Here is a 22,093-nt window from a genome sequence, read left to right on the forward strand (position 1 = left end):
ATAGAGATGTTCGAGACCCTGGGCCGTTTTCGTGCGGCCATGAAGAATGCACAGGCCGTGCGCGCCATGAACAACCTGCCACCCGAAATCCAGAAGGACATCGGCTGGCCCGTGTCGCCGCGCATCGACGCCCAGACCAACCTGTCGCGTCTGATCCTGGGCTCGGGCCGCTGATGACCTTCGCCGACAAGTGCAAATTGCTGACCAAGCGCCGGGGCCGCCGCATGGTCCCGGCTGCGACCGACGTCAAGCTGCGCGCCGCGCTGCTGCCCCGGCGCTGAGCCGCGCTGCGCAAAACAGCGGACCTGGCTGATCAAACAACCGTGTTGGCTTGGGCCAGAATCTTGACATTTCGGCTGGAGGTACGATCTTCGAGACAGTGGGGGAATTCTCTTAGTCGGCTGCGGCCGAGCTTGTGTACGCGAATGCCCAGTTTCAAAAGCCACCTCGTTTCCTTCATCCTCCGGCACAGCCGCAAGAAGGCATTTGCCAGCCCGGAAAACCTGCAGCGCTGGATCGCCTATGCCCGCAAGACCGAGGATCATCATCCCCCGGCATTGCTGCGGGAGCAGCTCGATATCACCGAGCGCAGCGTCGATGGCTTCCCTGTCTATGAAATCGCGCCGAAGGCCGGCGAACGCAGGCGCATCCTCTACATGCATGGCGGCGCCTATGTCTTCCAGATCACATCCTATCATTGGGGGTTGATCGCCGAGGTGGCCGAGCGCTTGGGTTTCGGCATCACCGTGCCGATCTATCCCATCGCGCCGGAGCATGATTTCTACGCCATGTTCGGCATGGTCGGCGACGTCTACCGGCAGATGCTGGATGAGACCGACGCTGAAGACATCGTCTTCATGGGCGATTCCGCGGGCGGCAACATGGCCGTCGTGCTGACCATGATGGCGGCTGAGGAAGGCCTGCCCTTGCCGTCGCGCCACGTGCTGATTTCACCCGGCCTCGACATGTCGCTGTCCAACCCCGAAGTGTTCGAGGCGGAACGCAACGATCCGTGGCTCGGCATTTCCGGCGGGCTGGAAGCGATCCGCATGTACAGTGCCGGCATCGATCGCAGGGACTGGCATATCAGTCCGCTCTATGGCGACCTCTCGGTGCTGCCGCAGACCCTGCTTCTGACCGGCTCGCACGACCTGCTCAGCCCCGACAATCTGATCTTCGCCAAAAAGGCACGCGCTGCCGGCGTCGATATCGACGTCGTCTATGAGGAAGGCATGTTCCACGTCTGGCCGCTGATCGAGATGCCGGAGGCGCGTCGCGCCAGGGACAGCATCGTCGCCTTCCTTGAAGGTGAGCCCACCAAGCGGCGCGCAACTGCGCGGCGCACGGCGCGACCCGCTCTCGCGGCGCGCCCCGCCCAAGCAGCGGAATAGCAGAGCAATTCCAGGAAAAGTGTAAAACGGTTTTCCCGGGAAAGCGTGTAGCGCTTTCCCTTGGGAATTGAGTCAAAACAAGGAGTTAGAGCGGCTCGCCGTTTCCGTGAAACGGTGAACCGCTCTAGAACTTGCCGGTTTCGCGGAAAAGCTCGAACGTCGCACGGATATGGTCGGCGACGGCCTTGACCGGCGCGCTGGCGTCCGGCGACACCACCATCGCCAGATTGTAGGTGCCGATATCGGGCATGCCGTCCTTCGGGCAAAGCTCGACCATGTCGTTGCCCAGGAACGACTTCGGCAACGGTGCAACCGCGAGATCCGACATGATGGCGGCGCGCTGGCCTGCCGTGTGGGCGCTCATATAGGCGATGCGGTAATTGCGGCCTTCACGGCTCAGCGCATCGAGCGCGCCGGCCCGCCAGGCGCAGCCCTCTTCCCACAGCGACACCGGCAAAGGCTCGCGCAGATGCGCGCTGCCGCCCTTGGCGCCGGCCCAGACGATCGGCTCGGTGAGCAGCACCTCGGCGCCGAGTGCGCTGGTCTTGTAGGAATTGGTCAGCAGCGTGATGTCGAGCGCCCGGTCGTCCATGCGGCGGCGCAGATTGCTGCTCTGGTCGATGGTGACGTCGACGGCAATCGACGGATGCGACTGCGCGAAACGCTTCAGCACATGCGGCAACACGCGCTCGCCATAGTCGTCCGGCGAGCCGAGCCGCACCACGCCGACGATCTCGGGGATGATGAACTTCGACACCACCTCGCGGTTGATCGACAACAGCCGGCGGGCATAACCGAGCAGCATCTCGCCATCCGTGGTCAGCGTCACCGAGCGCGCATCCCGCGCGAAAACAGACCGCCCGAGAATGTCCTCGAGCTTCTTGATCTGCATGGAGACCGCCGACGGCGTGCGGAACACCGCATTGGCCGCCGTGGTGAAACTGCCGGTCTCTGCAATGGCCACGAAGGTGCGCAAAACGTCGAGATCGAGCAGCGGCAGCGGATGATTGAGTGGGGCGTTCATCGGGATCGACCTTCAATTTTTCTGATGTGAAGCATCATTCCATTTCGTTTGATTGAACATCAGATTGGGAGGATAGTCAACTCCATCGAAGGCAGGACGTGCCATGGCTCCAACGCTCCTGACACGGAATTGCACTCGATGCGGAATATCCAGGCGACGGAACGCGTTCATGCGGGACGTGCCACAACCAAAGGAGAATGAAATGTCTATCCTGTCATCCATCGGTCGGCTTGCGACCGAATTGAGCGCGGCCCGCGCCCGCTTCCAGACCGAACGTGCGATCCGCTCGCTGCCGATCGAACTGCAGAAGGATATCGGCTGGCCTGAAGCTGCCGACACCAAGACCGGTGCACGCCACGGCGTCGGATCCTGGGCTGGAGCAAAGTAAACCATTGTGTACCTTGTGCTGAAGGCCTGCCGCGCAGACCAGCCCGGCAGGCCTTCTCTATTGGCCCTGCAGGCTTTCTCCAACTTATTTGCACTCAAATGATTTTCAGAGCCGTGTCGCCGCTGCATGGCGCATATGCGTCACTTGCATGGCGCCTCAATGTCGCCGGTAACACACTGTAAGTAATCGTAAATTTTGGGCACCATGCCCAATAATGTCGCAAACGATGTCGCATTTCCATTCAAGCGCTTCGCATTTGCGATTTAGTTTCTGCTCACGCAGGCCTATATCACCGTCAGCAAACGAGCTGCCCCACTCCATCAAGCGAAGGCGACCCGTCTGAGCAACCGATAGGAGATGATGATGAAGCTTTTTGCCCGCCTCTTTGCCCGCCGCGAAATGAACCTGACGACCGCTCTCGAGCGCCAGCGCCTTGCCAATACCATGCCCGGCCAGACCGGTGCCATGAATGCGGTGCGCCTCGGTTTCGTTGCCTGAGATAACGGCTAGCGCTCAGCGCTTCCCTGCCGCTGCCGATAGTCGATAACAGCGCCGCTTCGGCTTGACCGAAGCGGCGTTTCTCATTTTTGGCACCTATGCCGCCGCCACCATGCCCAATCCGTCGGCAGCCCGTGCCTGTCATCCCGGACGATTGCTCATTTGCGACCCATGTCGCAAATATAGTTTCCGCTTAGCCCCCTAGCCGATTGACAGGAATGGTTTTTCCTGATGTCGCTGTGCTGTTCGCGACATCCTGTTCGCGCCATGGCCGCGTGAGGTTCCCTTGAACGCCGTAAAGCATCCGATCAAGCGATCGTTTGTATTCTTCCTTGTCCCGGACTTCACCATGATCGCCTTTGCGACGGCGCTCGACCCGCTGCGCTCGGCCAACCGCATGCTCGGCTATGAGGCCTATCGCTGGCGCCTCGCCAGCATCGACGGCAAGCCGGTGCGCGCCTCCAACGGCGTCGAATGCGCCGTCAACACCTCGCTCGAGGAAGAGCGCAAGAAAATGGCCGGGCCGGATCGGCCGAACATGGCCATCGTCTGCAGCGGCATGAATGTCGAGCGCTACCAGAATAGGTCGGCCTTCGCCTGGCTGCGCGAGGAATACAACAGAGGCGTCGCCGTCGGCGGCCTGTGCACCGGCGCGCATATCCTTGCCGCCGCCGGCCTGCTCTCCAACAAGCGCTGCGCCATCCATTGGGAAAACCTGCCGGGCTTTTCCGAGGCCTTTCCCAAGGCCAACGTCTTTGCCGACCTCTTCGAGATCGACCAGAACATCTACACCTGCGCCGGCGGCACCGCCGCCCTCGACATGATGCTCAAGCTGATCGGCGACGATTTCGACGACAATCTGGTCAACCGCGTGTGCGAGCAGGTGCTGACCGACCGCGTGCGCAGCCCCACCGACCGCCAGCGCCTGCCGCTGCGCGCCCGCCTCGGCGTGCAGAATTCCAAGGTGCTGACCATCATCGAACTGATGGAAGGCAATCTCTCCGAACCGCTGTCGCTGATCGAGATCGCCGACCATGTCGACCTGTCGCGCCGCCAGATCGAGCGCCTGTTCCGCACCGAGATGGGCAGATCCCCTGCCCGCTACTACTTGGAAATCCGCCTCGACCGCGCCCGGCACCTGCTGATCCAGTCCTCGATGCCGGTGGTCGAGGTAGCGGTCGCCTGCGGCTTCGTCTCGGCGTCGCATTTCTCCAAATGCTACCGCGAACTCTATGCCCGCTCGCCGCAGCAGGAGCGCGTCGACCGCAAGCAATTGCTGGCGGCCTGATCCGAAAACGCACTCAGGCTTCGGCGGGCTGCGCCTGTACTGTGCGCATCGCCTCGACGCGGATATCCTCGGTCAGCCGCGCCTTGAGCGCCGAGAACTCCCGGCTGGTCTTCAGCGTATAGTGACGCGGATGCGGCAGGTCGATGGCGACATCCGACTTGATGCGGCCTGGCCGCGCGCTCATCACGATCACCCGCGAAGCCATGAAGATCGCCTCCTCGATGTCGTGGGTGACGAACAGCACTGTCTTCTTGCGCCGCTCCCAGATGCCGAGCAGCAGTTCCTGCATCAGTCCGCGCGTCTGGTTGTCGAGCGCACCGAACGGCTCGTCCAGCAACAGGATTTCGGGGTCGTTGGCCAGCGCCCGGGCGATCGCCGTGCGCTGCTGCATGCCGCCGGACAGCTGCTTTGGCCAATGGTTCTCGAAGCCCTTGAGCCCGACGAGGTCGACATAGGAAGCGACGATCCCGTCTCGCTCCTTTTCGGCCATGCCACGTTCGCGCAGGCCGAAGGCGATATTCTGCGCCACCGTTAGCCACGGAAACAGCGTGTAGGACTGGAACACCATGCCGCGATCCGGTCCCGGCCGCGTCACCGCCTTGCCGTCGAGCAGCACACGGCCTTCGCTCGGCGCTTCCAGGCCGGCAACGATCCTGAGCAGCGTCGACTTCCCGCAGCCGGACGGCCCCAGAATGGTGATGAAGTCGTTGGCCGCGACCGCAAGGTCGACCGGCATCAGCGCCTTGACCGGCTGCCCGCCGCGCACGCCGGCGAAGGTTCGCGAGACGCCTTCGATAAGCAACTTGCTCATGCCAGACTCCAGGGAAAGAGCCAGCGATTGAACGCCTTGAAGGCGAAGTCGGACAACAGTCCGATCAGCCCGATGACGATGATGCCGAAGATGATCTGCCCTGTCGCCAGCCGCGACTGGCTGTTGATGATCATGTAGCCGATGCCTGAGGACGAACCGATCAGCTCGGCGACGATGACATAGGTCCAAGCCCAGCCGAGCACCAGCCGCAGCGTCTCGGCAATCTCGGGCGCATTGGCCGGCATGATGACCCGTTTGACGATACCGCTGTTGGTCGAGCCCAGCGTATAGGCCGCCTCGACCAGGTCGCGCCGCGTCGAGCCCACCTTGACCGCGACGATCAGGATGATCTGGAACACCGAGCCGACGAAGATGACCAGCAGCTTTTCCAGCTCGCCAATGCCGGCCCACAGGATGAGCAGCGGAATGAAGGCCGAAGCCGGGAGGTAGCGGGCGAAGGAGACGAACGGCTCCAGAAACGCCTCTATTGGTTTCCAGGCGCCCATGGCGATGCCGATCGGCACGGCGACGATCGACGCCAGCAGGAACCCGCCGAAGACCCGCCAGATGGTGATCAATATGTCGAGCCAGAAGCGGTCCTCGACCAGCAGCCGCCAACCATCCCGCAGCATCGACAGCGGGTCGGCGAGGAAGATGCGGTTGACGTGGCCGCCAAGCGTGATCCACGCCCAGAAGGCGACGAACAGCACGAAGAAGGAAATGCCAAGCACGGTTCGAATGCCCGGCGACACCGGATGCAAGGGGCGCATCTTCAGATCGTCCGCATCGTCAAATCATCACTTGTCCAGGAGAGAGCGGCGGCCCTAGGCGCCGCCGCACAATGGTCAAAGGCGAGGCCTGTCAGTTCGCCACCGCGCTGGTGTCGGCCAGCGTGGCAACGTCTGGCGCTTCCTTGATCAACCCCATCTGCAGCAGAAGCTCGCCGGCGGTCTTGGAAAAGTCCTGGAATTCCTTGGTGAAGAACTGCTTGTTCTCCGCCTTGTCGGCCCATTTCAGGTATTTCGCCGAATCCTCGAATTCTTTCGCAGACTGCTTCACGTCGGCGCCCATGATCTCGTAGGATCTCTGCGGATCGCTCTTGATCAGGTCGAGCGCTTCGAAATAGCTGTCGGCCAGCGCCTTGGCGGCGTCGGGATTGGCGGTGAGGAATTCAGGCGTGCAGCCGACCGTGTCGAGCACCATCGGGTAGTCGAGCGTGGTCCCCAATATGTGGCCCTGATCGGACTTGTCGCGCACCGCCGAGATGAACGGCTCATAGGTGACCGCCGCATCGTTCTGGCCGGCGAGGAAGGCTTGCGCCGCCGCATCCGGTTCCAGGTTGACGACGGTCACATCCTTGGTCGACAGGCCGTTCTTGTTCAGCACCCAGGCCAGCATGAAATAGGGCGACGTGCCCGGCGCCGAGGACGCGACATTCTTGCCCTTGAGGTCGGCGACGGTCTTGATGTCGTTGCGCACGACAATGCCGTCGGCGCCATAGGATTTGTCGAGCTGGAAGATCTGCTTGGTGGTCACCCTGAGGCGTTCCACACCAGCCAGGTCTCGACCGTGGTGGCGGCGCATTGCAGATCGCCGCTGGCGATGGCGAGCGGCCGGCTGGCCTGCGGCACCTTCTTCAGGGTCACGTCGAGGCCATGCTTCTCGAAGATGCCGGCCTGCTTGGCGAGCGTCAGCGGCGCAAAGCCGGTCCATCCGCTGATGCCGATGGTGACCGATGTGGCAGCCTCGGCCGGCACGGATATTGCAGCCGCAAGCGCCAATACCGCGGCAGCGACAATGGTCTTGTTCATGTCGGTTCCCCTTATTTTTTCGGATGCCGAATTGTGTCACAGACGCCCATGGGCTTGTCAATGAAACCGGCCCTTCACGGCAGCGTGATGATGCGAACGCTAACGCGCATCGAACATCCAGCTGCGGTCGCGCCACATCTTTTCGCCGACCTGGCAGTCGGTCGGCCGGTCCTGCGCCAGCACCACCGGCGGATGCCCGGCCTCCTCGCGCGCCCGTTGCGGCGAAGCGGCGCCGGCCAGCTCCAGCACCAGCTTGCGGCGGATGGCTTCGGGAAACTGCGTCCAGTCATTGACCGGGATCATGAAGGATCCGGGACCGCCGATGACGCAGTCGCTGTAGTAGCGGTCGAGATTGTTGACGTCATAGGCGCCGCCGAACCCGCCGCGCGTCATCAGCGGCAGGCCGTTGATGATGATGCCTTGCTTGACCACCGCGTCGCGGGTGATGTCGACGGGCGCGCCCTGGTTGTTGGGCCCGTCGCCGGAAATATCGATGACGCGCTTTGTCCCCTGAAAACCGCTTTCGGCGAACAGATCGCTGCCGAATTCCAGCGCGCCGGAAATCGAGGTGCGCCGGGCGCTGGCCGGCGGATGGGCGGAAAGCTGCGCGGCCACCCGCTCGGCATCGGCCCGGCTGGCGATCACCGTCCACGGCACGACGACCTGCTGCGTGGTCGCTCCCGCCCATTCGACATAGGTGACGGCGACCTTGCCGTAGGCGCCATCGGCGATGGCCTGCAGAACATTGTCGTGCGTCAGCGCAGCAGCATAGCCGTGACGCTGGATTTCAAGTTCGCCCGGCGACATCGACAGCGACACGTCGACGGCCAGCACCAGCTCGACGTCGACCGGCTCGGCGGCTTGAACCGGCGGCACCAGCCAGAGCCCCAGCGCCAGCGCGGCGCTGCCTGAAAGGAAATGTCGTGCGCAAGAAAAAGCAGACATACCCGAAGGTAAGCGAAAACCGGCTGCTGACAAAGCAAAAAGCCCGGAGAGGTGCCGGGCTTTTCGATGTGTTGGTTGGAACCTATGACGCTCAACTCCGCGGTTTCAAATTCTCCGGATCGTAGAGCGGCTTGTAGCCGACGGCAGCCACCTCGACCGGGTAGGTCTCGCCGAAATATTCGATGGCGAACTTGCGGCCCTCCTGGGCATGGGCCCAGGGCAGATAGGCGAGGCCGATGTTCTTGCCGATGGTCGGGCCATAGGCCATCGATGTGGTGAAGGAGCGGCGGCCGAGTTCGTCGACCAGCGTCTCGCCGGTCTTCGGATCCATCACAGGCATGGTGCCGACGGGATAGCGGGCAACACCCTTCGAATCGACGTTTTCCGTCATCACCAGCGTGCACAGGATCGCCGGCTGGTGCTCGCGGGCGCGGTATTCGACATGTTTTGCCTTGCCGCAGAAATCGTTCTCCTTGACCTTCGGTCGAGCAAGGTCGGCCTCGAGCAGATTGTACTCGGTCAACAGGTCGGCGTTCTGCAGGCGCAGGCTCTTTTCCATGCGCCGGGTGTTGGCATAGGTCTCGACGCCGAACGGCATGACCCCGGTCGAGCGCAGCGCGTCCCAAACGGCCAGGCCGTCTTCGTAACGCATATGCAGTTCCCAGCCCTGCTCGCCGACATAAGAGATGCGGAAGGCGGTGACGTCCTTGCCGCCGATCCTGACCGGCTTGATCGCCGCGAACGGGAAGTTCTCGAGCGAGAGACCATCCGGATTTTCGACCACTTTCTGCAGCGTCGCCCGCGCGTTCGGTCCCCAGATGCCGATGGTGACATATTTTTCCGTCACGTCGGTGATGGTGACGTCAAAGCCTTTGTCCTGCGCGGTGCGCTGCATGTAGCGGAAGTCGCGCGGGCCGGCGTCGGCGCCGTCGATCAGGCGGCAGCGGTCGGCCATGCGGATGACGGTGAAGTCGGCGCGCACCATGCCTTGCTCGTCGAGGAAGTGGGTGTAGATACCCTTGCCGATGTTGTTGTCGCCACCGATCTTGGCCGCGCACAGCCACTCCAGCAGCGCGACATGATCCGGCCCTTCGATGTCGTACATCGAGAAATGCGAGAGGTTGACGATGCCGCAATCCTCGCTCATCGCCAGGTGCTCGGCATTGGACACCCGCCAGAAATGGCGATTGTCCCACTCGTTCTCACGTATGGGAACCCGGTTGCCATACTTCTCCAGCAGATGCTCGTTGGCGGCATAGCCATGCGCGCGCTCCCAACCGCCCAGCTCCATGAAGTAACCGCCAAGCTCCTTCTCGCGCTCCCAGAACGGCGAGCGGCGGATGTTGCGGCCTTTGGAGAACGGCTCGCGCGGATGCACCGCCGGATTGTAGACCTTCATCGCCGTCTCGGTGCAGCGATCCCAGATGAACTGCTCTTTCGTCTGGTGCGGATAGAAGCGCGCATAGTCGATGGCGTGATGGTCGATTTCCGTGCGGCCGTCCGTCATCCAGTCGGCGATCAGCTTGCCCATGCCGGGGCCGTCCTTGACCCAGATGGCGACGGCGTACCAGAGGCCCCTCACCTTCTGGCTCTCGCCCATGGACGGGCCGCCATCGGCGGTCACCTGCAACAGGCCGTTGAAGGAATGGCTTTCATTGTAGCCGAGTTCGCCCAGAATCGGCGTCAGTTCCATGGCGCGCTCCAGCGGCGCCAGGATCTGCTCCATGTCGAGATCGCGCTGCGACGGCGACAGCCGCGCCTGATCCTTTTCCAGCAAATCGCGCGGATGGCAAAGACGCGGATTGGTCTCTTCGTAGTAACCCCATTCGATCTGGCCGCCTTCGGCGGTCCTGGGGTCGCCGGTGTCGCGCATATAGGCCGAATTACCCTGGTCGCGCAACAGCGGCCAGCCGATCTCCTTGCCGGTGCCGGCGAATTGATTGTAAGGCCCGAAGAAGGTCAGCGGATGGTCGATCGGCATGACCGGCAGGTCTTCGCCGACCATCTCGGCGATCAGCCGGCCCCAGATGCCGGCGCAGACGATGACATAATCGGCCATGATCGTGCCGCGGTCGGTGACGACGCCCTTGATGCGGCCTTCCTCGACGATGAGAGATTTGGCGGGCGTGTTCGCGAAGGATTTGAGTTTCCCCGTAGCTTCCGCCTGGTCGACCAGCTTGCCGGCGACGGTCTGCGAGCGCGGGATGACCAGGCCGGCGTCCGGATCCCACAGGCCGCCCTGCACCATGGACTCTTCGATCAGCGGGAATTTTTCCTTGATCTCGGCCGGTTCGATCAGCCGGGCGCGGGTGCCGAAGGATTTGGCCGAGGCGATCTTGCGCTTGATCTCGTCCATGCGGCTGTCGTCGCCGACGCGCGCCACTTCGAGACCGCCGATGCGGGCGTAATGGCCCATCTTTTCGTAGAAATCGATCGAGTAGAGCGTCGTCCAGCACGACAGGAAATCATGGCTCGTGGTGTAGCAGAAGTCCGAGGCATGCGCGGTCGAGCCGATATCGGTCGGGATGCCCGACTTGTCGATGCCGACAATGTCGGTCCAGCCGCGCTCGATCAGATGATGCGCGATCGACGCGCCGACAATGCCACCCAGGCCGACGATGACGACCTTCGCCTGTTTCGGAAACTCTGCCATTGCCCGCGACTCCAAGGGGATAAAGCGGGCGCGTCCGCGCCCGTTCGAATGGCGCACAATATGCAGAGGACGTGGATGCAGCTACCGCCTGTTTGCGACACGTCGCGGATGCGACGCGACCCGGCGCGCCGGCGTGCCGCCAGTGGCGATCTATCTCAGGCGAAGGCCCAGATGTCCTCGGCCTGGAAACCGACCTGATAGCCTGATGTCTTCAGCTTGACCACGACCTGGCCGATTTCGGCGGCCGGCAGCGCGCCGACCTCGACCTTGATCATGCCCGGACGATAGCGCTTGAGATCGAGCTGTTCGAAGACGATCCAGTCGGCGCCCTCGCAATCGACCAGGAAGGCGTCGATATGCGTGATGCCGTTGCGGTCGAGCAGCGTCTGCAGCGTTTCCGACGGCACCTCGATATCCCTCACGTGCGGCGCGAACTTGTTGAAATTGGCGTCGTCCTCGCCCCAGGCATTCTTGCCCGACATCAGATTGGTGTCGGTGACCGACGAGCAGCCGATGAACTCGATCGGCAGCGTGCCGGCCTCGAGTGCCGCGGCATCGAAAGTGTGGACGGTGATCGTGCCCTTGGTCTTCGTCACCGCGACCGGTTCGATGACGAAGCGTTCCGTGTCGGGATAGTTGGCCCGCAACCGCTTCTGATTGTACGGGATCGGCTCGACCAGCACGGCCCGCGCCCGCGGAATGCGGTGCAGCCACGGCGTGACGTCGTCGAACAGCGCGCCGTCGCAAGCGCCGACATTGACCATCTGGAAGGCTTGCCCACCGCCAAACCGCGCCTTCAGCGCCGCCTTGGCCAGGAATTTCGTGCCACGCAACGCCGGCCCCCGATCGAGCAGGCCGGCGGGCAGGCCGAGCGAAAGGGCGATGCGCGCCAGGCCGGAAATGGAACTCATGGCTTATCTCCAGGTATGGCCTGCAAGGCGATGGGCCGCCTTCCATTCAGGCTTGCCGACGCCCACAGCGCCATGATCGGGCCGACGAGCAAAAGGTAGGGCGGCAGAAGGTTCGGGAAGTAGATGCGGGTGTCGTGGATCGGAAAGACGGTGAATTTCGCCAGCACGCCAAGCACCAGTGCTGCAAGCAGGATGCCGGCGCGGCGATCGAGCCGGAAGCCGGCGCGGCTGAGCGCAAGCCACCCGGCCAGCGCCAGAACCCAGACCCCGACCCAACTGTTGAGGCTGGTGGCGCGAATGAAGGATGCGGCGAACGCCTTGACATAGGCGCCAACCGAGAACGGTGGCTCGAAGCCATCCATATTGTAGTGCTGCTCGATGCTGGAGAACCACAGATGCGGCCACCAGCCGGGATGCTGCGCCCAATGCGAAATCGCGAAATAAGCGACGAAGGACGCGGCAAAGCCGGCCAGCGCGCCCCACGCCCGCTGCCGGAAGACCAGCAGCAGCACGGCGAAGATGGCCAGAAAAACAATATTGTCCGGCCGCGCCATGAAGGCCAGGAAAAGCAGGACAGCGGTCGCTGCCTCGCGGCCGCGCACATAGGCAAGCAGCCCGCCGAGGAACAGCGCCGAGCACAACAGATCCGGGGTCGAGGCGCGTGCCGCGTCGCCGAAATCGGCCATGATCAGCACCGCGCCGGCCACCGGCGCCAGCGCCAACGCGCCTTCGGTTCGCAGCCACAGCAGCGTGATCATCCCGAACAGCAGCACCGAGACCACCTGCAGCACCCGCATCGCCTCGACAGGCGACATCACCGAACTCATCGTCGAAAGAATCTCGGCGTAGAGGAACTTGATCCGGTACATGCCAAGCAGCGAGTGAAAGTCGGCGGCATTTTGCGCCATATGGCTGCGGAAACCGCCACCATCGTCGGTCAGCGTCTTGTAGTCGCCGGCCGACACGCCGGCCTGGACCGTGCTGTAGGCATAGTCATGCAATGCCTGCGCATCGGGATAAGCGCCCTCCTCGGCGATGGCGAGATAGGGCAGCATGTCCCAATTGGCGTCGGGCATCGTCAAGGCCATGAACGCCGTCAGCAGGATATAGAGCGAAAACGCGATCGCGCCGACCGGAGCCGCCCATCGCGCATAAGTCCCCTCGCCCCACGCGAGAGCGGCCGCAGTCAGCCGGTCGAGTGTGTTTTGCGGGGCGGGAGACTTGCTCAGCATTGTCGGACTCAGGACTTCGCTCAACGGACTTCTTTTAACGGACTTGGCTTTTGACGAAATCCTTGACGATTCCCACGATGCCGCGCGACAGCAGGCTGTCGAAAGCATCGACGAAACGGTCGACATGCTCGCGCTGGCAGATCAGCGGTGGCTCGAGACGGATGACGTTGCGGTTGTATTCGGTGAAGGCGACGAGCACGTCATAGTCGCGCAACAACAGCGCGCCGACGAAGCCCGACAGCGAGCCCTTCAGCTTGTCGTCGAGGACGCTGACGATCGGACGTAGCACCATCGGCAAGGTCTGCGAGAAGTCGTGGAACTCGAGCCCGATCATAAAGCCTTTGCCGCGCACGTCCTTGATGATCTTAGGGTACTTCTCCTTCAGCGCCTGCAGGCGCTGCAGCAGATAGTCGCCGGCAGTGGCGGCGTTGTCGATCAGCCCCTCATCATAGAGCACGTTGATGCCCTCGATCGCGGTGACGCAGGCCTCGCCCATGCCGCCAAAGGTGGCCATGGCATGGATCATCGCCGTCTTCGGCGTGCCATAGGCCTTCATATAGACCTCGCGCCGGGCGACCATCGCGCCGACCGCCGCCTTGCCTGCGCCGAGCGACTTGGCCAGCGCCGTCACATCGGGCACGACGCCATAATGTTCGAAGGCGTAGAAGCGGCCGGACCGGCCATAGCCGCACTGCACTTCGTCAGCCACCCACAGCACCCCATAGTGGTCGCAGAGCGCGCGCAATTTCTGCCAGTATTGCGCCTCTGCCTGGATGATGCCGCCGCCGCCCTGGATGGTCTCGAGTACGATGACGCCGACCTCCGGGTCGGAGCGGAACAGCCGCTCGACCGCTTCGATATCGGCGAACGGAATGCGCACGGTGTTCTCAGCCATCTTGAAGTCCGCGCGGTAGAGCTGGCCGTCGGTGATGCCGAGCACGCCCTTGGTCTTGCCGTGGAAGGAATTCTCGGCATAGACGACCTTCGGCCGCTTCGGCCCGGCGGCGCGCTCGGCGAGCTTCACCGCCGCTTCCATCGCTTCCGAACCCGACGAGCCCAGAAATACCATGTCGAGATCGCCGGGCGAGCATTTGGCGATGTTGTGCGCCAGCGCCGATGCATATTGCGACATGAAGGCGATGGCGATTTCCTGGCGCTTCTCCTCCTGGAATTTGCGCCTGGCCTCCAGGATGCGCGGATGGTTGTGGCCGAAGGCCAGCGAACCGAAGCCGCCGAAGAAGTCGAGAATCTTGCGGCCGTTCTGGTCGATGTAGAACATGCCTTCGGCACGCTCGATCTTGATCTTGTGGAAGCCGAGCAGCTTCATGAAATGCAGCTGGCCCGGATTGAGATGCGCCTTGAACAGGTCGGTCATGCGCGCGACATCCATCGCCTTCGCCTGCTCGACGCTGATCAGGTCGGGCTTGGCGATGGCGGTAGGCGACAACGCCGGCGCGCCGACCATGGTGCGCGCGTTCGTCTGCTCAGGCTTGGCCATGACGGTCATTTCGGAGTTCTCCTGGTCGTCCCACTTATTCGGCGGGGACATGATTGGCGGTGACGGCAAGCCCGTCTTTCTTGGCGCGGTATTCGCTGTAGGCGGCGATCAGCATGTCCTCGTCGCGATATTGCGGCACCCAGCCGAGCTGGCGCTCGGCCTTGGATACGTCGAGCACGCACTCCTCATCGGCGATCAGATATTGTTCGGGATCCATGATCGGCATGTTCATGAGATCGAGCAGGTCGAGGGTGCGCTTGACCGCCCAGCCCGGCGTCGGGATCAGCAGCGATTTCGAGCCGGCATGCTTGATCAGGTCGCCCAGCAATTTCTTCACCGGCGGCGGATTGAGGGAGCCCAGATTATAAGCCTGGTTGGGCACGCCTGCCTTCCAGGCCGAGCGGGCAGCTTCCGCGCAATCGAACACCGAGATGAACTGATAGGGGTTCTTGCCCGAGCCGATCATCGGCACAGGAAAATTCCAGTCGATCAGTTTGAACAGCTTTTCCAGGATCCCGAGCCGGCCGGGACCGATGATCAGACGCGGGCGAAACAGCGAGATCGACATGCCGCGCTTGCGCCATTGCGCGGCGAGTTCCTCGGTCTTCTGCTTCGACCATCCATATTCGCCGAGCGGCGCGACCGGATGTTCCTCGGTCATCGGCTGGGTGACCGTATGGCCGTAGATCATGTCGGTGGTGTAGTGGACGAGCTTGGACGCGCCGGCCTTGTCCATCGCCTGCATGATGTGTTCGGTGCCATGGAAATTCACCGGAAAGAAGAAGTCGTGACGCTTGGCCCGCACCTGGATCGGCGACAGCATTTTGGCCGACAGGTTGTAGATCATGTCGTCGGCCTTCAATCCGATGTTGGCCACCGAGGCCGTATCCGTGACATCGCAGGTGACGAAGCGAACGTTGCGATAGTGCGTCAGGTCGCTCTTGACGATGTCGGCAACGACAACCTCTTCACCATCGGCCACAAGCTTCGGGGCAAGATGACGGCCGACGAAGCCGTCGCCGCCGAAAATAACATGTCTCATCGAACGATCTCGTTTGTCTGGATCTTGTCGGGGATGATGGAAGCGGTTTGGTCGTCATGCCCGCGCCCGCCCAAGTCTCGACCGCTTTGCGCGATCAGCACGGTGCCGACGCAGATGAAGGCGATGCCGGCAATGCGCCAGGCATTGAGGTCCTCCCGGAAGATGAAATAGGCGAAGATCGCAACCGCGACATAGGCAAGGCTGAGGAACGGATACGCAAAGCTGAGCTCGACCTTGGACAGCACATAGAGATGCGAAGCCATCGAGATGACGAAGGTGCACAGGCCGAGAAACACCCATGGGCTGAAAACGACCTGCAACAGCCTCAACAGCGGATTGGTGCCTTCGAACGAAATCGGCCCGAGCGACATCATGCCTTGCTTCAGCATCAGCTGCGCGGCGGCATTGGTCATGACCGTGAACAGAATGAAGACGATGTATTTCATATTTTGCACCCGCCACTCGCAACGGTCCTATTACGAACCTGCAAACATTTCATGAAGTCACGGCAATGCTTTGAGTAAACCACGGAACTTACGATCTATTAACCATGACTTATTCGGGTTGTACCTATTCAGCTGCCTTGACACGCCCTGGCCGGTCGTTGAGCTTTTTCGCCGTCCGCAGCCAGAAACTGGACGCGAACGCCGGGTCGCGCAGCGCTTCAAGCCGCTGCCAATTCGGGAAGGAGGCCGCGAAAGTATCAGCGCCCATGCGCGCATCCTTGTACGGGTTGACCGCGCCGCCGGCCGCGACCGTGATGCGGTCGAGTTCGCTGAGCAGGGCCAGCGTCCTGTCGCCGCGATTGGGGAAATCCAGCGTCAACGTGAAGCCTGGCCGCGGAAAGGACAGCAGCCCCGGCGAGCGGATCGAGCCGAAGCGCTTCAACACGGTGAGGAAAGAGCCCTGCCCGGCCCGTCGCGCCGCCTCGAGCAGCGCCGGCACGGTCTGACGCGCGACATTTTCCGGCACCACGCTCTGGTGCTGGTAGAGACCTTTCGGGCCATACAGCCGATTCCAGTCGCCGACACCATCAAGCGGAAAGAAAAAGCCCTGGTAGCCGGTTTGGCTCGGCCCCGGCGAGCGCCCCTTCTTCCACCGATAGGCGGCGTTGAAGGCGGTGAGGAACGGCCGGTTGAGCACATTGAACGGCGGCTGGAACGGCACTGAAAAACGGGAGCCGGCGCGAGACGCCGCGTGCGAGCCGTACTCGGCATGATTGCCGGTCAACAACAGGCCGCGCCCGCGGCCATGGCCACCGGCAAGCTGGTCGATCCAGGCGACGGCATATTCATTGGCCTGGTCGGCGGCCTCGGCCAGTTCGAAGAATTCGCCAAGATCGGCAAACCGCGTTACCTTCTCGGCGATGTCGAGCGAATGCACCCGCATCAGCCGGATCGAGGCCGACAGGATCAGGCCGGTCAGCCCCATGCCGCCGATCGTCGCCGCGAACAGCCTTGCATTGTCGGTTGCCGAGCAGGTGTAGGTCCGCCCGTCCGAGCGCAACAGGGTGAGAGACTCGACATGGCAGCCGAAAGTGCCGCGCCGGTGATGGTTCTTGCCATGGACGTCATTGGCGATCGCGCCGCCAAGGGTGACGAACTGGGTGCCTGGGACCACAGTCGGAAAGAAGCCGTAAGGTGCAGTGTGCGCAATGATATCGGAGAGGAACACGCCGGCCTCCGCCTCGAGCAGGCCGGTCTCGGCATTGAAGGCGCCGATGCGGTTCAGCGGCCGCATGTCCACGACCGCACCTGGCTCGTTCTGGCAGGAATCACCGTAGGAGCGGCCATTGCCATAGGCGAGCAGAGCGTTCTTTGTCGCCTTGCCGCTTCGCATCAGCGCGATGGCATCGTCGGCCGCGATGGCTCGCTTTGCGGCCGGCGTGGCGAGGCCAAAACTCCGGTACCGTTCGCCGGCCATGCCCTACCAGCCTCCCGCGACCAGAAGGGCGGCGCCGATCACCACGACGATCTGGCTTCGCCAGTCGCGAATGATGAAGATGACCGGATCGTCATTCATCTCGTTGCGGCGCGCCAGGATCCAGACCCGCATGGTCAAATACAGCACGATCGGCGCCAGCGGCCAGACCAGCCAGGGATGCGGATAGAGTTCGCGCACGGAGACGCTGTCCATGTAGAGCGCCAGCACCAGCGCCGAGGAGAAGGCCGACGCCATGCCCGCCTGGGCGACGATCTCCTGATCTTCGATGCGGTAGCCGCGACCGGCAATGCGCTCGCCCACCGGAATGGCTGTGGTGCGCAGTTCGACATAGCGCTTCACCAGCGCCAGCGACAGGAAGAAGAAAATCGAGAAGGCAAGCAGCCAGAACGAGACTTCGACCCCGGTCGCCGCAGCACCTGCCAGCACACGCACTGTGTAGAGCCCGGCCAGCGTCAGTACGTCGGCCAGGAGCATGCGCTTGAACGACAGCGAATAGGCTGTGGTCACCACCAGATAGCCGGCGAGCACGCCCAGGAACTCGGTCGGCAACAGAAGCCCGGCGGCAATGCCGATCGCCAGCAGCACCGCCATCGCGCCGAGACCGAACGGGATCGACAAAGCGCCGCTGGCGAAAGGCCGGTTGCGTTTGGTCGGGTGCTTGCGGTCAAGCGCAAGGTCGAAGAAATCGTTGAGGATGTAGATGGCGGAAGCCACGGCGCTGAAGGCGACGAACGCCAGCAGGCATTGCCAGATCATGTTGATGTTGAAGTATTCATGCGACAGCACCATCGGCACCGCTATCAGCGAATTCTTCAGCCACTGATGCACCCGCAGCATCTTGACGAATGTCTTCAATGTCCTTTTCGGCGCCGGCATCCTTTCGGCGCTATGCGCGGCCTGCCAGCGCCTCGCATGGCGGTCGGGCGCCACGACGATGGCGTTGCGTGCGGCTCCGAAAACCTTGAGGTCGTGCCGGCTGTTGCCGGCATAGTCGAAACCGCCGTCGCCATAGGCGGCGATGAGCGCGTCGCGCTTGCGGCCCGAGGTCATGTTGTGGGGACCGTCGGTCGCCAGCACATAGTCGAAGACGCCCAGATGCGCGGCGATTGTCTCGGCGAACTTGCGTGGCGTACCGGTCGCCAGCACGATCTTGCGTCCGTCGCGATGGTCGGCGCGCAGCCGCTGCAGCAGCGCTTCGCGATAGGGCAGCGAGGCCGGATCGATGTCGATGCGGTCGGCAATCGCTTGTTTCAGCCGCGCCGGGCCGGCGGCCAGCCAGAATGGAACCAGGAAAACATAGAGCGGATTCTTCTTGAGCAGGATGAACAGGCCTTCCCAAAGAAGATCGGTCGCAATCAGCGTGCCGTCGAGGTCGACCGCAAGCGGGATTGCGTTCTTGTCCGACCGCGCATCCATATCCGTTCTGCCCTATTCATAACCGTTGCGCCGTGCTTCGGCGTCTTCGCATCGGTATAGCGGCGGAACGGCGTAGTGAACGTTAAAACGCACGGTTGCAGCCGGTAGGCGTCACGATATTTCCCGCGTCATTGTTAAGCAATCGCTACCGAGGACAATAAAAGGCCGGGCATTGCCCGGCCTCTACTACATCTGCTTGCCGACTTTACTTGATGCGGGCAACGCCACCCGAGATTTCGACCGTTTCCGAGCCGGTCAGGGCCTCGAGGTCACCATTGGGCAAGGTGACGAAACAGCCGTTCGGGCAGAACTCCACGGTTTCGCCGGCGGCCAACGCCAGCTCCGTCTTGCCGCCGCCTTCCGTCACGATCAGCGTACGGGTCTCAGCATCCTTGTTGACCGCGCTGGCGGCAAAGGCCGAGCCACTCACTGCGGTAAGAGCGATGGCGACGACGAGCGACTTCCACATTTTGCAATATCGGTGTTTCCACACCGCCTCTGTTGCATTTCGCAAGGCATTCTCGCCTTTGCATGTGAGCTTATATGAGATGCAAGCTGAACCGCAACTGAATGCCGCATTCATGCCGCAATCGGTTGGGAGGAGCTTGGGGCCTTAGCTGGGATCGGGTTTGCGGGCCTTGCGACCAGTTTTGGCCAGCCGCTTCGCCTCGGCGGCGGCTCTGGCCTCCGCCTGCTCCTTCTCGGCGAACTCGACCTCGATCTTGTCGTCGTCGATCGGCCATGCGTCGGTCTTCTTGACCTTGACCTCGGCGCGCGGCGTCGAGGGGATTTCTATGTGCTCGGCGTCAAAAGCATCGAGAACGGCAAAGCGGATATCGTTCTGAACGATGGCGCCGTTCAGCACATCGGCCAGGAACACGCGGATCTCGAACTCGAGTGCTGCCGGCCCGAAATTGGTGAACAGCACGAAGGGTTCCGGGTTCTTCAGCACCAGCGCATGGCCGCGCGCAATCTCAAGCAGGACCGCGTGTACCCGCTTGACGTCGCTGCCATAGGCGACCCCGACCTTGATCTCCACACGTCCGAGCTTGTTGCGGTGCGTCCAGTTGCCGACGGCGTTGTTGATGAGGTTCGAATTGGGCAGGATCACCGATTGCCGCTGGAAGGTCTCGATTTCGGTGGCGCGCACGCTGATCTTCTTGACCGTGCCTGATGTGTCGCCGGCGACGATCCAGTCGCCGACCTTGAACGGCCGCTCGGCGAGAAGGATCAGGCCCGACACGAAGTTGGACACGACATTCTGCAGGCCAAAGCCGATACCCAGCGAGAGTGCGCCGGCAACGAGCGCCAAATTGGAAAGATCGATGCCCGCCGCCGAGATGCCGACCAGGCCGGCGAGCGCGACGCCGGCATAGCCGACCGCCAGCCGGATCGAGTTGCGCACGCCGGTATCGACCTTGCCGCGAGCCATAACCGAGCCGTCGAGCCAGCCCTGGAACCAGCGGGTCAGGAAATAGCCGATGATGAAGACGACGATGCCGGTGAGGATGCCGGTGACCGAAATCGTCACCGAACCGACGGTGACGCCTGTCGCCAATTTATAGCCCCAGGCCTGGATATCGCCGGGCTGGAAGCCCCACATCAACAGGATCAGCGGCAGGAACACCAGCACGATCATCAGGTTGATGGCGACGCTGACGACGAGGCCGAGTTGGTCGAGCGCGGTGTCCTCATAGCTGGAATTGGTCTTCAGCCAGCGCCCGATGGACGTGCCGGCGAAACCACCCTCCTCGCCGATCTCGCGCGCCGACAGGAAGCCGATATAGGCGGTGAGCAGGATGGTGCCAGTGACCACGACCTGCAACGAGACGAAGATGGCAAGACCGATATAGCCGAACAGCGCCGCCGCAATCGTGAACAGGCCGAGCGCGACACAGGTGTAGCGCAGCCAGGCCGGCCAGCGGCGCCAGCGCCCAGCGACGTCCTTGTAAGGCTTCAGCAGCGCCATCAGGATCAGGATGACCCCGACGATCACGGTGGCGACAAAACTCCTGGCCACCGTCAGCGACAGAGGCGAGCCCATCTTGTCGTTGACGATCGACAGGAAATTGTTGATGCCGATGACGACTGCCATGGCCGTCGTCAGCCGCACCAGCCAACGCGCCGGGCCGGTCTCGACCTGGATCAGACGCCAGTTCGGCATGCTGGGCGACAGAGCCGCATTGGTCAGGCGGTTGACACAGAACACTATGGCGATGACGGCTGCCAGAGCGTTGAGGAACACGCCTATGTCGCCGCGCAGCACATTGTAGTAGTTGTACAGGAACACCGTCGAGGCGAGGAAGGCGCTGACCGCCAGCGTCGGCAGCAAGGTCGACCAGAACGCCACCGACAGGCGACTGAGATACGTCGGATCTTCAACCGACGCGTCGGGCTCGAAGATGCGCCCAAACAGGCGGCGCCCACCGACCAGAAGCACCACGGCCAACGCAAGCGCCATGAGGGTCGCCGCGAGCATCGCCTGGAACTTGAACTTGAAGGCAAAGCTCAGCCACGACGACACCGCCCTGTAAAAATTGGCGTATTCGTCCCTTGCGTCGGAAAACACCTGCGGGCTCAGTGCATCGGACAGCACATAGCGCTTGGTTAGGCCGCTGCGAAACAGCTCGCTGCGCATATTACCGATCTTCTCGATCAGCGAATTGATGCGAATCGACAGGTTCTGCGCCCCGGCGATGACGGCGTTGATCTCCGCCTTTTCCGACGCCAGCGCCTGGCGCTCGCCGGTCACGATGTCCGGTTCAGGGGGCTGTCCGGCAGCCGGCGGGGCGCCAAGCTGCTCGAGCCTCGAATTGATCTCTCCCAGCCGCGAACGAAACGCCAGCGCGCTGTTCAGCGCACCGCGCGACAGCTCTTCCAGCTGCAGGCGGATCTCGACGAGGGTGGTGTCGTCGACGCCGTCCTCCTGGACTTTCTTCTCCAGAGCGTCGGTTTTCGTCGTCAAACCCTGCAGGATTTTCTGCTGGTCGGCGACCAGCCCGGCAGGCGCCTGGCCCAGCCCCTGCGCCATCGCGCCGAACGAATGCGGCGCCAAGGCAACGAGCGCGAGGACCAGGATCAGGCGAAAGAAGCGAAAAAGCATAATGGTGGCGACTCAAAGGGCGGCAAGGCCGCTTCTAAAGCGGTCCTTGATAGAGACGCTCATCCCGTGGAGCAAGTCGTGGCGAAGTCATGACAGTTGGGCGCCTTGCGGGAGTCGGCCAGTCGAAAAGCCATGGCG

Annotated in this window: 19 protein-coding genes and 1 pseudogene; 5 read left to right on the top strand and 15 right to left on the bottom strand. The window is 62.6% G+C overall.

The features are described from left to right. Positions 1-6 precede the first annotated feature (6 nt). Positions 7-174, top strand: a complete 168-nt coding sequence (locus NKJ64_RS13785; RefSeq protein ID WP_196813564.1) for a hypothetical protein — start codon at positions 7-9, stop codon at positions 172-174. A gap of 251 nt (positions 175-425) precedes the next feature. Beyond that, positions 426-1,391 carry an alpha/beta hydrolase gene (locus tag NKJ64_RS13790; RefSeq protein ID WP_352462775.1) on the top strand — a complete coding sequence of 322 codons (966 nt, stop codon included), beginning with the start codon at positions 426-428 and terminating at the stop codon, positions 1,389-1,391. 124 nt (positions 1,392-1,515) lie between these two features. Here the strand turns inward: NKJ64_RS13790 and NKJ64_RS13795 are convergent, their stop codons facing one another. Then, positions 1,516-2,415 (bottom strand): LysR substrate-binding domain-containing protein, encoded by a 900-nt coding sequence (locus NKJ64_RS13795; protein WP_023670389.1) that lies wholly within the window; start codon positions 2,413-2,415, stop codon positions 1,516-1,518. Between the two features lie 202 nt (positions 2,416-2,617). Here NKJ64_RS13795 and NKJ64_RS13800 point away from each other — a divergent pair, with 202 nt between their 5' ends. The 3 genes from NKJ64_RS13800 to NKJ64_RS13810 all read left to right on the top strand — a co-directional run bounded on the left by NKJ64_RS13800 (position 2,618) and on the right by NKJ64_RS13810 (position 4,589). Further along, positions 2,618-2,803 (top strand): hypothetical protein, encoded by a 186-nt coding sequence (locus NKJ64_RS13800; protein ID WP_023681786.1) that lies wholly within the window; start codon positions 2,618-2,620, stop codon positions 2,801-2,803. A 363-nt stretch (positions 2,804-3,166) separates the two neighbouring features. Beyond that, positions 3,167-3,301 (top strand): hypothetical protein, encoded by a 135-nt coding sequence (locus NKJ64_RS13805; protein ID WP_023681787.1) that lies wholly within the window; start codon positions 3,167-3,169, stop codon positions 3,299-3,301. Between the two features lie 349 nt (positions 3,302-3,650). Next, positions 3,651-4,589, top strand: coding sequence for a GlxA family transcriptional regulator (locus NKJ64_RS13810; protein WP_348524244.1), 939 nt, complete (start codon positions 3,651-3,653; stop codon positions 4,587-4,589). A gap of 13 nt (positions 4,590-4,602) precedes the next feature. On the opposite strand, the gene NKJ64_RS13815 is transcribed toward NKJ64_RS13810, so the two are convergent. The 14 genes and pseudogenes from NKJ64_RS13815 to NKJ64_RS13880 all read right to left on the bottom strand — a co-directional run bounded on the left by NKJ64_RS13815 (position 4,603) and on the right by NKJ64_RS13880 (position 21,955). Further along, complete coding sequence (locus NKJ64_RS13815) at positions 4,603-5,400, bottom strand: ABC transporter ATP-binding protein (RefSeq protein ID WP_023696446.1); 798 nt, start codon at positions 5,398-5,400, stop codon at positions 4,603-4,605. Further along, positions 5,397-6,170, bottom strand: a complete 774-nt coding sequence (locus NKJ64_RS13820; RefSeq protein WP_023688107.1) for an ABC transporter permease — start codon at positions 6,168-6,170, stop codon at positions 5,397-5,399. The genes NKJ64_RS13815 and NKJ64_RS13820 overlap by 4 nt, the downstream gene beginning before the upstream one ends. Positions 6,171-6,261: 91 nt before the next feature. Then, a pseudogene (locus NKJ64_RS13825) lies at positions 6,262-7,211 on the bottom strand (ABC transporter substrate-binding protein). 99 nt (positions 7,212-7,310) lie between these two features. Beyond that, positions 7,311-8,156 (bottom strand): DUF1194 domain-containing protein, encoded by an 846-nt coding sequence (locus NKJ64_RS13830; protein WP_023691008.1) that lies wholly within the window; start codon positions 8,154-8,156, stop codon positions 7,311-7,313. A 91-nt stretch (positions 8,157-8,247) separates the two neighbouring features. Further along, positions 8,248-10,809 (bottom strand): GcvT family protein, encoded by a 2,562-nt coding sequence (locus tag NKJ64_RS13835; protein WP_023829396.1) that lies wholly within the window; start codon positions 10,807-10,809, stop codon positions 8,248-8,250. 155 nt (positions 10,810-10,964) lie between these two features. Next, entirely contained in the window at positions 10,965-11,720 is a 756-nt protein-coding gene (locus NKJ64_RS13840) for an FkbM family methyltransferase (protein WP_023670377.1), read from the bottom strand. Beyond that, positions 11,717-12,952 (bottom strand): glycosyltransferase 87 family protein, encoded by a 1,236-nt coding sequence (locus tag NKJ64_RS13845; RefSeq protein ID WP_023735884.1) that lies wholly within the window; start codon positions 12,950-12,952, stop codon positions 11,717-11,719. Before NKJ64_RS13845 ends, NKJ64_RS13840 begins: the two co-directional genes overlap by 4 nt. 34 nt (positions 12,953-12,986) lie before the next feature. Next, the gene (locus tag NKJ64_RS13850) at positions 12,987-14,417 is read right to left on the bottom strand and encodes an aspartate aminotransferase family protein (RefSeq protein WP_245261312.1); all 1,431 of its coding nucleotides are present in this window, start codon (positions 14,415-14,417) and stop codon (positions 12,987-12,989) included. 67 nt (positions 14,418-14,484) lie between these two features. Beyond that, positions 14,485-15,492 (bottom strand): NAD-dependent epimerase/dehydratase family protein, encoded by a 1,008-nt coding sequence (locus NKJ64_RS13855; RefSeq protein ID WP_023670374.1) that lies wholly within the window; start codon positions 15,490-15,492, stop codon positions 14,485-14,487. Next, on the bottom strand, positions 15,489-15,938 hold the full coding sequence (locus NKJ64_RS13860) for an EamA family transporter (protein WP_023670373.1): 450 nt from the start codon (positions 15,936-15,938) through the stop codon (positions 15,489-15,491). Before NKJ64_RS13860 ends, NKJ64_RS13855 begins: the two co-directional genes overlap by 4 nt. Before the next feature lie 124 nt (positions 15,939-16,062). Then, positions 16,063-17,415 carry an FAD-binding oxidoreductase gene (locus NKJ64_RS13865; protein ID WP_023829399.1) on the bottom strand — a complete coding sequence of 451 codons (1,353 nt, stop codon included), beginning with the start codon at positions 17,413-17,415 and terminating at the stop codon, positions 16,063-16,065. A gap of 3 nt (positions 17,416-17,418) precedes the next feature. Then, complete coding sequence (locus NKJ64_RS13870) at positions 17,419-18,852, bottom strand: UbiA family prenyltransferase (protein ID WP_023829400.1); 1,434 nt, start codon at positions 18,850-18,852, stop codon at positions 17,419-17,421. Positions 18,853-19,057: 205 nt separating this feature from the next. Beyond that, entirely contained in the window at positions 19,058-19,321 is a 264-nt protein-coding gene (locus tag NKJ64_RS13875; protein ID WP_023829401.1) for a hypothetical protein, read from the bottom strand. 144 nt (positions 19,322-19,465) lie between these two features. Then, complete coding sequence (locus tag NKJ64_RS13880) at positions 19,466-21,955, bottom strand: mechanosensitive ion channel family protein (protein WP_352462776.1); 2,490 nt, start codon at positions 21,953-21,955, stop codon at positions 19,466-19,468. Between the last annotated feature and the right edge of the window lie 138 nt (positions 21,956-22,093).

This window comes from Mesorhizobium sp. M0062, from assembly GCF_040323125.1.
Taxonomy (GTDB): domain Bacteria; phylum Pseudomonadota; class Alphaproteobacteria; order Rhizobiales; family Rhizobiaceae; genus Mesorhizobium.